Annotated in this window: 13 protein-coding genes; 8 read left to right on the top strand and 5 right to left on the bottom strand. The window is 63.7% G+C overall.

All coding sequences use genetic code 11. From position 1 onward, the window contains the following. The first annotated feature begins 214 nt into the window (after positions 1-214). The 8 genes from VNN55_02360 (at position 215) to nuoB (ending at position 8,990) form a co-directional block, all read left to right on the top strand. Positions 215-469, top strand: a complete 255-nt coding sequence (locus tag VNN55_02360; protein ID HWO56389.1) for a DUF5668 domain-containing protein — start codon at positions 215-217, stop codon at positions 467-469. 446 nt (positions 470-915) lie between these two features. Then, positions 916-1,620 carry a PTS sugar transporter subunit IIA gene (locus VNN55_02365; GenBank protein HWO56390.1) on the top strand — a complete coding sequence of 235 codons (705 nt, stop codon included), beginning with the start codon at positions 916-918 and terminating at the stop codon, positions 1,618-1,620. A 4-nt stretch (positions 1,621-1,624) separates the two neighbouring features. Then, positions 1,625-3,598, top strand: coding sequence for a proton-conducting transporter membrane subunit (locus tag VNN55_02370; protein HWO56391.1), 1,974 nt, complete (start codon positions 1,625-1,627; stop codon positions 3,596-3,598). After that, a complete protein-coding gene (locus VNN55_02375) occupies positions 3,595-4,509 on the top strand; it encodes an NADH-quinone oxidoreductase subunit H (protein HWO56392.1) in 915 nt (304 codons plus the stop codon). Before VNN55_02370 ends, VNN55_02375 begins: the two co-directional genes overlap by 4 nt. Positions 4,510-4,513: 4 nt before the next feature. Beyond that, positions 4,514-5,206 (top strand): hydrogenase, encoded by a 693-nt coding sequence (locus tag VNN55_02380; protein HWO56393.1) that lies wholly within the window; start codon positions 4,514-4,516, stop codon positions 5,204-5,206. Beyond that, positions 5,203-6,678: a proton-conducting transporter membrane subunit gene (locus VNN55_02385; GenBank protein ID HWO56394.1), complete on the top strand. Its 1,476-nt coding sequence runs from the start codon at positions 5,203-5,205 to the stop codon at positions 6,676-6,678. The genes VNN55_02380 and VNN55_02385 overlap by 4 nt, the downstream gene beginning before the upstream one ends. Continuing rightward, complete coding sequence (locus VNN55_02390; GenBank protein ID HWO56395.1) at positions 6,675-8,147, top strand: NADH-quinone oxidoreductase subunit C; 1,473 nt, start codon at positions 6,675-6,677, stop codon at positions 8,145-8,147. The genes VNN55_02385 and VNN55_02390 overlap by 4 nt, the downstream gene beginning before the upstream one ends. A 63-nt stretch (positions 8,148-8,210) precedes the next feature. Then, positions 8,211-8,990 carry an NADH-quinone oxidoreductase subunit NuoB gene (nuoB, locus tag VNN55_02395; GenBank protein HWO56396.1) on the top strand — a complete coding sequence of 260 codons (780 nt, stop codon included), beginning with the start codon at positions 8,211-8,213 and terminating at the stop codon, positions 8,988-8,990. Positions 8,991-9,152: 162 nt separating this feature from the next. On the opposite strand, the gene VNN55_02400 is transcribed toward nuoB, so the two are convergent. From VNN55_02400 to VNN55_02420, 5 genes are all read right to left on the bottom strand, one after another. Next, a complete protein-coding gene (locus VNN55_02400; GenBank protein HWO56397.1) occupies positions 9,153-11,303 on the bottom strand; it encodes a dehydrogenase E1 component subunit alpha/beta in 2,151 nt (716 codons plus the stop codon). Positions 11,304-11,607: 304 nt separating this feature from the next. Further along, the gene (locus tag VNN55_02405) at positions 11,608-12,609 is read right to left on the bottom strand and encodes a GTPase (protein HWO56398.1); all 1,002 of its coding nucleotides are present in this window, start codon (positions 12,607-12,609) and stop codon (positions 11,608-11,610) included. 75 nt (positions 12,610-12,684) lie between these two features. Then, positions 12,685-13,176 carry a hypothetical protein gene (locus tag VNN55_02410; GenBank protein HWO56399.1) on the bottom strand — a complete coding sequence of 164 codons (492 nt, stop codon included), beginning with the start codon at positions 13,174-13,176 and terminating at the stop codon, positions 12,685-12,687. Further along, on the bottom strand, positions 13,173-13,526 hold the full coding sequence (locus VNN55_02415; GenBank protein HWO56400.1) for a hypothetical protein: 354 nt from the start codon (positions 13,524-13,526) through the stop codon (positions 13,173-13,175). The genes VNN55_02410 and VNN55_02415 overlap by 4 nt, the downstream gene beginning before the upstream one ends. Then, the coding region (locus tag VNN55_02420; protein ID HWO56401.1) for a sigma-70 family RNA polymerase sigma factor at positions 13,523-14,123 on the bottom strand (601 nt) is incomplete at its 5' end. The genes VNN55_02420 and VNN55_02415, both read right to left, overlap by 4 nt.

The raw sequence follows: 14,123 nt of genomic DNA on the forward strand, positions 1-14,123 counted from the left end.
ATGAATCCTCGCTTTGAAAATCTCGATTACATCCGGGACATAAAGATCATATTGTCGGAGGGGTAGTTAGGGGAACATCCGATTGCGCTCACTTCGTCGTCGTCGAAAAGTTTCGCGTCAGAATGGGATCATTTTGGAATCCCGGCGGCGTTTTGCGCGTCTTACTTTATAGCGTGCGCGCGGGATAGAACGCCGGCGTCGGAGGAAGAACCAAATGGCAGAAGAACAGAGCAAAAAGGGAAATCATTCAAAAGGTTCTCTGACGGCCGGGTTTATTCTCGTCGGGGTCGGACTGGTGTTTCTGCTGTCCAACCTCAACGTGATACCCGACTTGGGCGAGACCTGGCCGCTGTTCCTGATCATCATCGGCGCCTCACTTGTGCTGGGAGCGCTGAGGGATCGTCGCTCATCCGACACACAAGACCCGAATCCACCGACTGAGCCCACCCCCCCTCCGCCCATTCTCTGAGCTCGCTCCAACGGCCGAGCGCGCAATGGGAAGTAGACAGCGAAATCGTCATTCGCACTGCGACCACGGCGATTGCCAACATCCTCTGACGTCTCTTCACTGACGTCGAGGGCATTCGCTGTTCACGTGTTTACGATACGCACTATCCCCCGTGGACTCGCGCCACACCTGCAATAGAATGAATCCGAGACCCATCGTTGATCGGGCTTCCGGCGACCTGAGGCCGCCAGTCGATTTGAATCGATCGGGCCGCTTCGGCAGCGCCGTCTGATGACACAAATGCGCTGCGGTAGCGGCGCGAGGCACCCCGTCGATGAGGGTCCTTGATTAAATGGCACGAGAAAGCCTGACTATAATGTTGACAAGTCTCGACCCCAATAATACACTTCCGAAAGCGACAGTCGTCGTCCAATAGTGGGGGACGAGCGAGAAAAACGAGACAAGCGATGACACTCACGGTACGGGATGTCGCCAGACTGCTAAGTGTATCCGAAAAAACGGTTTACCGGTGGATCAGCAAGGGCGAAGTTCCCGCCTACCAGGTCCACGAGCAGTATCGTTTCAACCGGGCGGAAATTCTCCAGTGGGCGACTTCGAGAAAGATGGCGGTCTCTCCCGAGATTTTTGCGGAGCCGGAATCGCATGGCATCGCACTGCCCTCGCTGGCGGAGGCGATTGAGAACGGCGGCGTCTACTATCGCGTGGTCGGCGTGGATCGCTGGGCCGTGCTGAAGAACATCGTCGGATTGCTGCGCCTGCCCGAGGAAGTTGATCGCGACTTCCTGCTTCGTGTCCTCATCGCGCGTGAGGAACTCTCATCCACCGGCATCGGGGACGGTATTGCCATCCCGCACGTGCGTAACCCGGTGGTTCTCCACGTTGACAAGCCGTTGGTGGCGCTGTTTTTCCTGGAGCGGCCGGTCGACTTCGGCGCGATTGACGGCCAGCCGGTGTACGCGCTGTTCATGCTGATCAGCCCCACTGTCCGGGCGCACCTCCACCTCATCTCGCGCCTGGCGTATGCGCTGCGCGATCCGGCCTTTCATGCGGTCATCGAAAAGCAGGGGCTGCGCGAAGAGATCCTCGACGCCGTGCTCGCCGTTGAAGCGCGACTCAACCCGCCCGGGCCGGCACCGTCGACGGTCGGTTGAAATGATGACAGCGCTGATCTCGAGTATAGGTTTGATCCTGCTGGCGGGGGTCCTCGCGTTGGCGCTGGGACGTTACAGCCGGGCGGCCGCGATCACCGCGGCCACCGGCATTGTCACCGGCGCGGCGCTGGGGCTCATTCCGGTTATCGCCACCCTGGTGAGTCTGCAATCGGATTCGGTCCGATGGTCATGGACCGTACCGGGCGGCAGTCTCTGGCTGGGGATCGATCCTCTCTCCGCGGTCTTTCTGCTGATCGTTTTCCTGTTGAGCATTCCCGTCTGTCTATACGGGGTGCCGTATCTCTCACACCATCACGACTACCCCAGGGGTTTTGTGTGGTTCGCGTCGTCGGTGTTGATCGCCGCGATGGCGGTGGTTGTGACGGCGCGCAACGCGGTGCTGTTCCTGGTGGCCTGGGAAGCGATGTCGGTGAGTTCGTACTTTCTTGTCTCGCTTGATCACACCCGGCGGTCGGTGCGTCGCGCCGGGATCACCTACCTCGTTGCGGCCCACATCGGCGTCGCCTTCCTGATCGCGTTCTTTCTTCTGCTGGGACGTCCGGCGACATCTCTGGATTTCGAGGATCTCCGCAACGCTACCGGGGGGTCGGCGCTGCTTTTCATCCTTGCGCTCGTCGGGTTTGGCTCGAAGGCGGGGTTGGTGCCGTTTCATGTCTGGCTGCCCGAGGCGCATCCGGTGGCCCCCAGCCACATCTCCGCGCTGATGTCCGGCGTGATGATCAAGATGGGCATTTACGGGCTGTTGCGAGCGATGCTGTTGCTCGGACCGCCGTCCTACTGGTGGGGGGTGACGCTGATCGCGGTGGGGATGATCTCCGCCATCGTCGGCATCCTGTCCGCCTTGTCGCAATCGAACATCAAGCGATTGCTGGCATACTCGAGCGTTGAGAATGTCGGGATCATCACGATCGGACTGGGGATTGGCGCGCTCGGCTGGGTGACGCGTTCGTATGGCATCGCGATCCTCGGATTGTCCGGCGCCATTCTGCATGTCGTCAATCACGCGATCTTCAAGGGCGCGCTGTTTCTCGCCGCCGGGTCCATCCTGCAACGCACCGGGACGCTCGAGCTTGATCGCCTGGGCGGGCTCCTCCGACGGATGCGACGCACCGGACTGGTGATCGTGATCGGCTCGGTGGCGATTGCCGGCCTGCCGCTCGGAAACGGATTTTTGAGCGAGTTTCTGATTTACCTCGGCGCGTTTCGCGGCGCACTGGTTGACCGCACGGATTTCGCGGCGCTGGCTTTCGCCGTGGTCATCGGTTTGGCGCTCGTCGGAGGATTGGCCATTATCGGATTCGCCAAACTGACCGGCATCGGCCTGCTGGGCCAACCGCGGACGCCGACGGCCGCGCAGGCGACGGAGTCCTCTCCCCTGATGACTTACCCCATGCTCGCCATGGGGATTCTCTGTCTCGTCATCGGATTAAACGCCCACATGATTCCGGGCGTGCTGGTCCCGTTGAGCGGTTCCATTCTCAACATTCCCGCCGCGGAGGTCTCCGCGGCGCGGGCAGCGATTGCGCCGACGATGCGGACGCTCAGTCTGGGCATCGGGGCGCTGGCCGTCGTGACCATGATGGCGGCCCTGGCGCGATACGCCGTCCTCCGCGGCCGGACAATCCGCGTGGCGGGAACCTGGGATTGCGGCTACGCCGCCCCCGGCCCGCGCATGCAGTACAGCGGATTCTCCTTCGTGCAGATGACCGTCGGGCTGTTTCGGCGTCTGGTGCCCCTGCAGCGGCGCTCAATGCCGCCGGCCGGATTGTTCCCGCGGCAGGGGTCGTTCGGGATTCGACTCCACGACGGTCTGCTTCACGCGTTTTACATCCCGTTGTTTGGCAGGGCGGACTGGGCGCTCGGGCGGCTGCGGTGGCTTCAGCACGGCAACATTCATTTGTACATTCTTTACATCCTGGTGACCACGATGGTCCTGTTGTTCTGGGGGCTGCGATGAGCGCAACCCTCCTGGCCATCGGCCACATTGTCCTGGCGCTGGTCGGCGCCCCATTGCTTCTGGGAATCATCAATCGCACCAAAGCGGTCTTCGCCGGACGGCGCGGCCAGCCGGTCCTGCAGCCGTACTTTGACATTCTCAAACTCATGCGCAAAGGCGCCGTGTACAGCAGCACAACCACCTGGATATTTCGCGCCGGGCCGGCCGTGACGCTGGCGGCCGTGTTGACCGGCCTCTGCATCGTCCCGTTCGCCGGCGCCAAGCCATTGTTGGCCTTTCAAGGCGATCTGATCCTGATCGCGTATCTGCTGGCGCTGTCGCGCCTGATGACGGTTCTGGCGGCGATCGACACGGGATCGAGCTTCGAGGGCATGGGGGCCAGCCGCGAGCTCACGTTTTCCATGCTCGCCGAACCGGCCCTCTTTGTCGGCCTGCTCGCGCTGGCGCGCGTCACGCACAGTCTCTCGCTCGATGGAATCCTTTACAAGACCGGAGTGACCGGTTGGAGCATCGGCGCGCCAGCGCTGGTCGCCGCCGCATTGTTCGTGGTGTTCCTCACGGAGAACGCGCGCCTGCCCATCGACGATCCCGACACGCACCTTGAATTGACGATGATTCACGAAGTCATGGTCCTGGACCATGGGGGACCCGACCTCGGGCTGGTGCAGTGCGGCAGCGCGCTCAAACTCTGGCTGTTGGGCATTCTGATCGTGGGCGTGGCGTCGCCGAATCTTGCGGACGCAAGTCTCTGGCTGCGGGAAGGCTTCGCGGTGGCCGGTCTGGCGGCTCTGGCCGTCCTGGTGGGCATCGTGGAGTCGTTCATGGCGCGCATGCGGCTGATGAAGGTGCCGCAACTGCTGATCGGCGCCGGCGCGCTGTCGGTGCTCGCGGCGATTCTGGTCCTGGGGTGAGCGTATGAATGACCTGATCAGCATCCTGGTGGTGGTCATCATCATGAGCGATTTCCTGCTGCTGGCGGCCGGATCGTTGCGTGCCGCCGTGCGCATCATCGGCTTTCAGGGGCTGGCGCTCGGGGTGTTGCCACTGTGCGCGCATCAGAACGGGTTGACGCTGCGTCTGGTGGCCATCGCGATCCTGGTGATCATTCTGAAAGCCGTGGTCTTCCCGCGTCTGCTCCTCCGGAGTCTGCGTGAGTCGGGCGCGCCCAGGACCATCACGTTCTTTGTCGGCCCGGTCTCCTCGCTCCTGCTGGGAATCTTTGTCCTGGGCAGTTCGCTTTGGTGGGGGTATCTCCTGCCGCTTCCCGAGCGGTCGCCGTACACGCTGGCCGTTCCGATGGTCTTTTTCACGATCGTCACCGGACTCCTGCTGCTGGTGAGCCGAAGGCAGGCGCTGATGCAAGTCATCGGGTATCTGGCGCTGGAAAACGGGATCTACGCGTTCGGCGTCTTCTTCGCGCAATCCGAGTCGATGCTGATTGAGCTGGGGATCCTGCTGGATGTGTTTGTGGGCGTGTTCATCATGGGGATCATGGTGTTCCATATCAGCCGCGAATTCGACAACATCGAATCGAGCCAGCTGAGCACGCTGCGCGACTGGTTTCGCGGCAGTCGCCGCCCGGCGGGTGGAGGCGGGACGTTGCGATGATTCTGCTGGTGGTGATCGTGCCCGTTCTGGCCAGCCTGGCGGCGATGGCAGTGCGCCACACCCGTGCGCGCCGGGCGCTGTTGATTCTGGTGGCCACGGCGCACGCCGCGCTCACCGCCGGCGCCTGGGTCGTCCGCCCGGAGCCGGCGCTGGGCGGGTGGATGCAATTGGACGCCCTGGGACTGATCTTCCTTTCCATTATCAGTGCGTTGTTCCTTGCGGCGGCGGTTTACGCCGCGGCCTACCTCGCTCGCGAGCAGGTCGGCACGCGTCAAGACTTCGAGGAGTCGTTCCTGTTTGTCAATGAGCCGGAGGCGGTGTTTGTCGGCTGCCTGCTTCTGTTTCTCGGCACGATGTCGCTGGTCACCGTGAGCCATAACTTTGGAATGCTGTGGGTGGCCATCGAGGCCACGACGCTCAGCAGCGCGCCGCTCATCTATTTTCACCGTCACCACCGCTCGCTGGAAGCGACCTGGAAATACCTGTTGATCTGCTCGGTGGGCATTGCGCTCGCGCTGCTGGGGACGTTTTTCCTGGCTTCCGCCGCCAGCGCCTCCCCGGAGCGCGGCATCCCGCTGGTGCTGGGCGAATTGCTGGCCCATTCCGGCGCGCTCGACCTCCCCTGGTTGAAAGTCGCGTTTCTGTTCATGCTGGTGGGGTACGGCACCAAGATGGGATTGGCACCCCTGCACAGCTGGCTGCCCGATGCGCACAGCGAGGCGCCGTCGGTGGTGTCGGCCCTGCTCTCCGGCGCGCTGCTCAATTGCGCTTTCCTGGGGATCCTGCGTATCGGCCAGGTGCTGAATGCCGCCGGCGCCGCCGAGTTCGGCCAGGGACTGCTGCTGGTCTTTGGCGTGATCTCCGTCGTTTTCGCCACGGTGTTCATCGTTTCCCAGTTGGACTTCAAGCGCATGCTCGCCTATTCAAGCATCGAGCACATGGGCATCATGGCCATCGGCGTGGGCGTCGGCGGGCTGGGCACATTCGGCTCGCTGTTGCATGCGGTTAATCACTCCCTGACGAAGGCGATGCTGTTTCTGGTCGCCGGCAATATTCTGGCGCGTTATCGAACGAAATCGACCAAACTTGTCAACGGGGTCCTCGCCGAGCTGCCGGGCTCGGGGGTCCTGTGGATGGCGGGCCTGCTGGCGATCACCGGCACGCCACCGTTTGGCCTGTTCCAGAGCGAATTGACAATCCTTCGTGCCGCGTTTGGGTCGGGTCGGTACGTCGTGGCGGTCCTGCTGCTGCTTGCCCTTGTTGCCATCTTCGTGGCGATGGCGGCGATTATGACACGGATGCTCTACGGCCAGGCGCGCGAAGGGTCGGCACCGTCTCCCGGCGAGGCGGCGGCCGCGGTCGTGCCGCCGGCCGTGCTGTGTATGGCCGTGCTGATACTGGGCCTCTACCTCCCCCCCGCGCTGAACGGACTGCTGAGGGAAGCGGCCAATCTGCTGGATGTGCGTCTATGAGCGCGTCGGATTTCCATGTCTGTCAACCCGGGACCGTTATCGATCGGCGCGACATCGCGCCCGTCGTATTCGACGTGTTCGCTGAGACGATCACCAGCGGGGTCCGCGATGGCGATCGGTTGCTGGCGCTTGTCGCGCAACCGTCGGGAACCGGCCACCGGCTCTATGGCGTGCTGACGCTGCGCGATCAGGGCGCGTTGGGAGTCATCGCGACGGACGTGGCCGACTCGTTTCCTTCGCTGACTCGACAGTGTGCGTCGGCGCACCTGTTTGAACGCGAGATCGCCGAGACCTCGGGGCTTCGACCCGACGGACATCCATGGCTCAAACCCGTTCGTTTCCTGCGTTCGCCGGTCGGCGTCACAGAGTTCTTTGCGATGTCCGGGGCCGATGTGCATGAGGTCGCGGTCGGACCGGTGCACGCGGGCGTGATCGAGCCGGGTCACTTTCGCTTTGCCTGCGTGGGTGAGACGGTGCTCCATCTGGAGATTGCCCTGGGTTACCAGCATCGGGGCATCGAGCCGGCGCTGGTCGGCGGCCCGGGGCTCCGGACGATCCACTACATGGAGACGCTGGCCGGCGACACATCGGTGGGCCATGCCACGGCCTATTGCCAGAATCTCGAAACCCTGGCGCACCGCCCGGCGCCGCCGCGCGGCATGATGCTGCGCAGCGTTGCGCTCGAACTGGAGCGCCTGGCCAATCATGTGGGTGATCTGGGCGCGCTCGCCGGTGATGTCGGCTTTCTCCCGGTGGCATCGCATTGCGGACGAATTCGCGGCGAATTCCTGAACCTGACGTCGCTGATTTGCGGCAACCGCCTCGGGCGCGGCATCGCGCGGCCTGGCGGCGTCGGCTTCGATCTGGATGACGGCCAGATTGAAACACTCTTGCGCAACCTGAAGCGCGCCTCCGAGGAGGCGAGGGACGCGCTTCAACTGCTCTGGGATTCGCCGTCGGCGATGGACCGCTTCGAAACCACCGGCTCACTGACCGCGCCGCTTTGTCGCGAACTGGGAATCGTCGGACCGCCGGCGCGCGCGGCGGGGCTGGAACGGGACGCGCGTCTGGAATTCCCCTCCGACCTGTTCCGCTTCGCGCAGATTCCCGTGTCGCTTTGGCAGTCCGGCGACGTGTTCGCGCGTGCCTACGTGCGCTGGTTGGAGATTATTCGTTCCAGTGAGTTCATAGCCGCCCAGCTGGCGGCGGCTCCGCCGGGCCCCTGCCGGGCGCCGGTCGGTCAACTGGCGCCCAATGCGTTGACGGTTTCCCTCGTCGAAGGCTGGCGCGGCGAAATCTGTCACGTGGCGTGCACGGACGACGATGGACGATTTGCCTGGTACAAGGTCGTTGATCCGTCGTTCCACAATTGGCAGGGCCTGGCCATGGCCATGCGCAACCAGCCGATATCGGATTTCCCGCTCTGTAACAAGAGTTTCAACCTGTCGTATTGCGGCCATGACCTGTAGCAGCGACCGCCGGCCACTTCCATTCCGATGCCCTCCGGCGTGCGGTCCCGGGGACACCTGCCCATGCTGAAGACTCTGCTCACTCGTATGAGATTCGGAAATCGCACGATCGCGTTTCCCGCGGAAGCGCCGTCCTTGCCCGATCGTTATCTCGGGCGCCCGGTCATCGGTCCGCAGCCGTGCGCGGCCGGCTGCCGCGAGTGTGTCGACGTCTGCCCGACGACGGCGATCTCCGTTGCGGACCTTCATCCGGCGCTGGATCTGGGGCGGTGCATCTTCTGCGCGGACTGCCTCCGCGCCTGTCCGGAGGGCACGATTCGGTTCTCCCGCGACCCGGCGATGTCAGCGTCGGCGCGCGGCGATCTGGTCGTCGGGCATAAAGCCGAAGCGGCCATGGTCAGACGCCTCAATCACGAGATGCTGCGATTGTTCAAACGATCGTTGCGGCTGCGGCAGGTCAGCGCCGGCGGGTGCAACGGCTGCGAAGTTGAGGTGAACGTTCTCGCCACCATCGTCTATGACATTGGCCGATTCGGCATTCAATATGTGGCGTCGCCAAGGCACGCCGATGGTCTGCTGATCACCGGCCCGGTGACGGAGAACATGAAGCTGGCGTTGCAGAAAACGTACGATGCGGTTCCCGACCCCAAAATCGTGATTGCCGTCGGGGCTTGCGCCATCGCCGGCGGCCCCTTTATCGACCATCCGCAGGTCCATAACGGCGCGGCCGGCGTCGTTCCGGTCGATCTCTACATTCCTGGTTGTCCGCCGCATCCGATTACGATCCTTGACGGCTTGCTGCGGCTGCTGGGAAGGATGCCGGCACGGACACCGGGTGTCTGACCGGCCTCGCCACGGGAACCCCCACACTGGCGGGAACGTGACAGACTGGCGCGCCTGCGGCGGAACGACCACCTCTCTGCCTTAGAGGTCACTGTCATTTCCGGGGAGAAACACGACGGGCGGGTCGGAGACCCGCCCGCGCTCGTGAGGGTTGATGTCGCGTTAATACGCCAGCAGATCGCGGACGGCCTTCTCGATGTCGTCGTTCTGCGGCAGGATGGCGTCCTCGACCTCGGGGCCATATGACACCGGGCAGTCGAGCGCGCCGACGCGGCGCACCGGGGCATCGAGATGCTCAAAGCAGTTCTCGGTGATCCAGGCGGCGATCTCGGCGCCGAAGCCGACGAACTTTACGTCTTCATGCACCACCAGCACGCGGTTGGTCTTCTTTACCGAGGCGGCGACAATCTCCTGATCCCACGGCACGATGGTGCGCAGGTCGATGACCTCGAGGCTGATTCCTTCGGCCTCGAGTTTTTGCGCGGTCTGCTGGGACTTCAGCACGGTGGCGCCATAGGTGACGATGGTCATGTCGGCGCCTTCGCGCACGATGCGTCCGCGTCCGAAGGGAATTGTAAACTCCGGGCCGGGGTACTTCGACTTGAGAATCGGCTGACGGTAGAGGCGCTTGTGCTCCAGGTAGAGCACCGGGTCCTCGCAGCGCAACGCGGTGCGCAAGAGGCCGACGGCATCGAGCGCATTCGACGGGAAGGCGATGAGCAGCCCGGGGAAATGCGCGAAGGTGCCTTCGATGGATTGCGAATGATAGGGCGCGCCGGAGCCGCCGAGATAGCCGCCGACGGCGACGCGGATGACCGCCGGGGCCGACCAGGTGTTGTTGGAGCGCCAGCGGATCTTGGCCAGCTCGTTGACGATCTGCATCGTGGCCGGCCAGATGTAGTCGCCGAACTGAATCTCGGCGACCGGCTTGAGGCCATGCGCCGCCATGCCGACGGAGGTGCCGACGATGGTCGCTTCGGCCAGCTGCGAATTGTAGACGCGCAGCGAGCCATACGCCTTCTGCAGTCCGATGGTCGCCTTGAACACGCCCCCCTTGCCGGGGACCTTCTGCATCAGCTCTTCCAGACCGACATCGGCGACATCCTCGCCGAAGACGACGATGCGCGGGTCGCGCTTCATCTCATCGTGGAGGGTCTTGTTGACGCCCTGAATCAGCGTCACTTCGGCCTCCTCGAATTGCGGCTCGCTCAGGAAGCGGTCGGAGCGGACATCAACGTCGGGCGAAGTGACATACAGGAGCGCCGTATCCTTCGCCGGACGGCGCGCGGTCAGCGCCGCCTCGGCGGCGGCGTTGATCTCGGCATCCACCTCATCGCGCAGTTTCTGCAGCTGCTCCTCGGTGGCCACGCCCTCGCGGACGAGATAGGCGGGGAACTTCTTGAGCGGATCGCGCGCGGCCTCGGCCTCGCGCATCTCGGGCGTCTTGTACAACTTGTCGTCGTCGGATTCGGAGTGCGAATACGGACGCACCACATGCGCGTGAACCAGGCAGGGCTTGTGCTCGACGCGCAGCCGGTGCTCCAGCCCCTTGAAGACGTTGTAGCACTCGACCGGATCGGTGCCGTCGACTTCGACAATCTCCAGCAGCCCGCGCTCGACAAACCCATTCAGCAGCTTGGAGGCCGAGCCGCCGGCGGTCTGCTGCACCTTCGGCACTGAGATGGCGTAGCCGTTGTCCTCGATCAGGAACAGGACACCCAGCTGGCCATACTTGGTTTCCAGACAGGCGGCGTTGAGGGCCTCCCAGAACTCGCCCTGCGAAGTGGTGCCATCGCCGGTGGAGGTGTAGACAAATTCATCGGGGTGAAACTTCGCGACGGCCTTGGCCGCGTCGGGGTTGTTGCGCAGATAACGAGAGGCCTGCGCACAGCCGACCGCCTCGAGAAACTGCGTGCCGGTGCAGGAGGAACGGCTGACGAAATTCGCCTTGGGGATTGACCAGTGCGAGGGCATCGATCGTCCGCCGCTTGTGCCATCGGCGGCGCCCACTGAGTCGAGAAGCATCTCGGCCGGGGTCAACCCCAGCGCCAGCGCCAGCGCGCGGTCGCGATAGTAGCCCCAGAACCAGTCGACGCCGGGACGCGCCACGAGCCCGAGCGCCGCCAGCACCGCCTCATGGCCGGCGCCCGAAATCTGGAAGTAGACACGCGACTGCGTCTTCAGTTTGCGCTCCATGTCGTCGACACGGCGCGATGTATAGATCCAGCGGTACAACTGCAGCAGTTGTTCGACCGATAGCGTATCGGTCCCCGAGGCGGACTTTCCGCCGGGGGCGCGTTTCGGCTTGGACATTGGTGCGGTGACTTCGCTCATCAGATGGACGCTGCCTTGGTGTGGGTTTTCTGCTTCGGGCCCCTGCCCCGTTTCACAAGTTAGTTAGGTTACCCATACTTGTCTGGATTCGCAAGACGATTTTCCCAAATACGTATCGGCACCCAAGTCGTTGGCGTTTAAGCGCCCGCTTCATCGGATCGGTGGTCGTCCCGTGAGAGAATCCACCAGACAACGAAGGCCAGCACACCCGCCGCCAATAACCAGTAAATCCAACGACGCTTTACGGCCATCGGTTCCCTCCGATTTGTGAGCGCCCGTCGGCTCAAAAGTGAAACTCGAGGATGTCGCCATCCTCTACATGATGATCGGCCGGAACGCGTGTGCCATCCAGCGCCGGTTTCACGCGGCTCCAGATGCGCGCGAATTGCAGCCGTTCGGCGATGTCCTTGTGAATCGCGCGCGCGGCATCGGCCACCATCGCCTGATGCGGCAACAGGATCGGATCCTCAAGATCGGGCTTCTGCCCGGGCGCCTTGGTGTAGACACGCATCAATTCCAGGAGCGCAAACGCGCGCGCCAGAAAATCATCCAGCCCGGCGCGGGTCGGGATCGCGATCGGGACAATTGCCGCGCGGTTGCCAATGGTATCGCGCAACAGATCGAGCCGTGTCGCGGCATCGGGCAGATCCATGCCGGTGGCGGCAATCAGGGTCTTCTTCTCCAGCGCGGTCGGAAAGCGCGGATCGGGCGCGACCAGCCCGGCCAGGCGCACCTTGCCCTCATGCACACGGTGGATCACATATTCGTAACGCTCCAGCAGGTCATCGTCGCCCAGCGACAGCACCAGCACGCCGGCATCGGCGGTGCGGATCAGATTGAAGACATAGCTCTCGCAGTATTCCGGCGCGATCGAAGGCGTGTCGATCAACTGCAATTTCACATTCTCCCAACGGGCCATGCCCGGCGACGGCTTGCGCGTGGCAAAGGGCCACTCGGTGATCTCAACATGGGCGTTGGTCAACGCGCCAATGATACTCGACTTGCCGCCATTGGGCGGTCCAAAGAGGACAAACTGCCCGGCTCCTTCGCGCGGGATATGATCCGGGGCGGCATGTTTGGCGCCGCTGGGTTTCTTCGCGCCTTCAAGCTGGGCCTTCAGCTTTGAAATCTTTGCTTTCAGCTCTCCTTGCAGGTGATTGGTGCCCTTGTGCTTGGGGATCTCCCGCAACATCTCCTGCAGGAGTTCCAGGCGCCGTCCGAGGTCTTTTTCCTGACGGTACTCCTCCTCGAGTTTCTGGTACTGGGGCGGAAGATTCGCCGGCATGACACTCCATTATACGAACGAGAACGGGCCGACCCAAGGGCCGACCCGTGCGGGGATTTCAAGATTTCGGAGGCATCAACGTGGCTCGTCGGGCGGCGGACCATCGGAACCGGGGCCTTCCGGCGGCGGGCCATCGAAGCGGCTGGAGTCGAAGGGGCGACGCAAGCCACCCCAGAGGAGTCGTTGCCGCGGCTTCAACCGCTCGTACTTGGCCCGTTGTTCGGGAGTGAGCACCGCCACAATCTGCGCCTCTGCGCTGTCACGCAGGGCGCGGATCTGCGGCATCGTCGCCGACAGAAGCGAGTCGATCATCGGGCGGTGCGCATCGAAGATCGCGCGGATCTGCGCGTCCTGTTCGGCGGTCAGGGCAAGGTCCTGGAAGAAGCGCGGCATCTCACCGGGGCGGTCGATCCGCTTCTCCATCCGGTCAAACCGCGGACGATGTCCGCGCCAGGACCCGGCCCGGTCGATCATGATTCCGGCCACGCCGCCGATCACAAAGGCGGCGACCAACAGCAGGATGCCCTGCAAGCGCACCCGTCCCAGCGACTCCACATGTTCCTTCATTGTTCGTCTCCCGGATAGAGAACCTGCGCGGCGGTGAGCACGGTGTCGGCGGTCAGCCAGTCGGAGACGGTCGCCGGCACACCGAGCGCCAGCGACAGGTCATCGGCGGCGATCGTCTCTTCGGCCGAGCCGGTGTAGCGGGTGACGCCAAAGAGGACCAGCGCGCCGGCTACTCCGAGGGCGAGCACCGGACGGCGCCAGCGCGACAGTTCCCACCAAACCGACCCGCGCAGGCGGCGACGCTCCAGTTCCGGCGCGGCGGCGGCGCGCAAACGCGCCATCCGTTGCTCGAATGCCGCACGGTCGGCCGTGGGGTCCAATGGGGAAAAATCGATCGGGTCATCCGTCATGAGAGATTCTCCTGTGCTTTCACGTCGTCAAGCAACGCCCGCAGGGCGCGTCGCGCGGTAAACAGCAACTGCCGCGACATCACTTCGCTGGTGCCGATCATCCGGCTGATTGCGCGATGATTCCAGCCGTCGAGATCATGCAGGACCACCACTTCGCGCTCGCGCGGCGACAAAGTGGCCAGCGCGCGTTCCAGGCGCCCGGCCAGTTCGCGCCGTTCGAGATTCCGGTCGGGGGTGCGCTCATCGGCGCCGCTGTCATCCTCCAGCGGATCGGCGCGCCGCACACGCGCATGATCGAGCGCGTTGAGCGCATGATTGCGAACGATCTCCGACAGCCACGGCCCGAACCGGTCGGGCGCGCGGCAGCTGTCGAGCTTTTCCAGCGCCTTGATGATCGCATCCTGACAGACATCCTCGGCATCGGCGCGCGACCCGCAGATGGCCAGCGCCACGGCAAACGCGGTGCGATAGTGCCGCCGCACCAATTGCTCAAAGGCGGCGGCGTTGCCCGCGCGCGATTGCGCCACCAACGCGGCGTCGTTGTCCGGCTCAGGGGTCTGCGCCATCACTCCATGCAAGATGACAGCGAAACGGCGG

The organism is bacterium (assembly GCA_035559435.1).
GTDB lineage: Bacteria > Zixibacteria > MSB-5A5 > WJJR01 > WJJR01 > JACQFV01.

Excerpts from the sequence above, each read along its gene's own strand:
- VNN55_02405 (HWO56398.1), bottom strand. The coding sequence starts at position 12,609 with ATGCCGGCGAATCTTCCGCCCCAGTACCAGAAACTCGAGGAGGAGTAC.
- VNN55_02385 (HWO56394.1), top strand. The coding sequence starts at position 5,203 with ATGATTCTGCTGGTGGTGATCGTGCCCGTTCTGGCCAGCCTGGCGGCG.
- VNN55_02410 (HWO56399.1), bottom strand. The coding sequence starts at position 13,176 with ATGAAGGAACATGTGGAGTCGCTGGGACGGGTGCGCTTGCAGGGCATC.
- VNN55_02380 (HWO56393.1), top strand. The coding sequence starts at position 4,514 with ATGAATGACCTGATCAGCATCCTGGTGGTGGTCATCATCATGAGCGAT.
- VNN55_02370 (HWO56391.1), top strand. The coding sequence starts at position 1,625 with ATGACAGCGCTGATCTCGAGTATAGGTTTGATCCTGCTGGCGGGGGTC.
- VNN55_02375 (HWO56392.1), top strand. The coding sequence starts at position 3,595 with ATGAGCGCAACCCTCCTGGCCATCGGCCACATTGTCCTGGCGCTGGTC.
- VNN55_02400 (HWO56397.1), bottom strand. The coding sequence starts at position 11,303 with ATGTCCAAGCCGAAACGCGCCCCCGGCGGAAAGTCCGCCTCGGGGACC.
- VNN55_02360 (HWO56389.1), top strand. The coding sequence starts at position 215 with ATGGCAGAAGAACAGAGCAAAAAGGGAAATCATTCAAAAGGTTCTCTG.
- nuoB (HWO56396.1), top strand. The coding sequence starts at position 8,211 with ATGCTGAAGACTCTGCTCACTCGTATGAGATTCGGAAATCGCACGATC.
- VNN55_02415 (HWO56400.1), bottom strand. The coding sequence starts at position 13,526 with ATGACGGATGACCCGATCGATTTTTCCCCATTGGACCCCACGGCCGAC.
- VNN55_02390 (HWO56395.1), top strand. The coding sequence starts at position 6,675 with ATGAGCGCGTCGGATTTCCATGTCTGTCAACCCGGGACCGTTATCGAT.
- VNN55_02365 (HWO56390.1), top strand. The coding sequence starts at position 916 with ATGACACTCACGGTACGGGATGTCGCCAGACTGCTAAGTGTATCCGAA.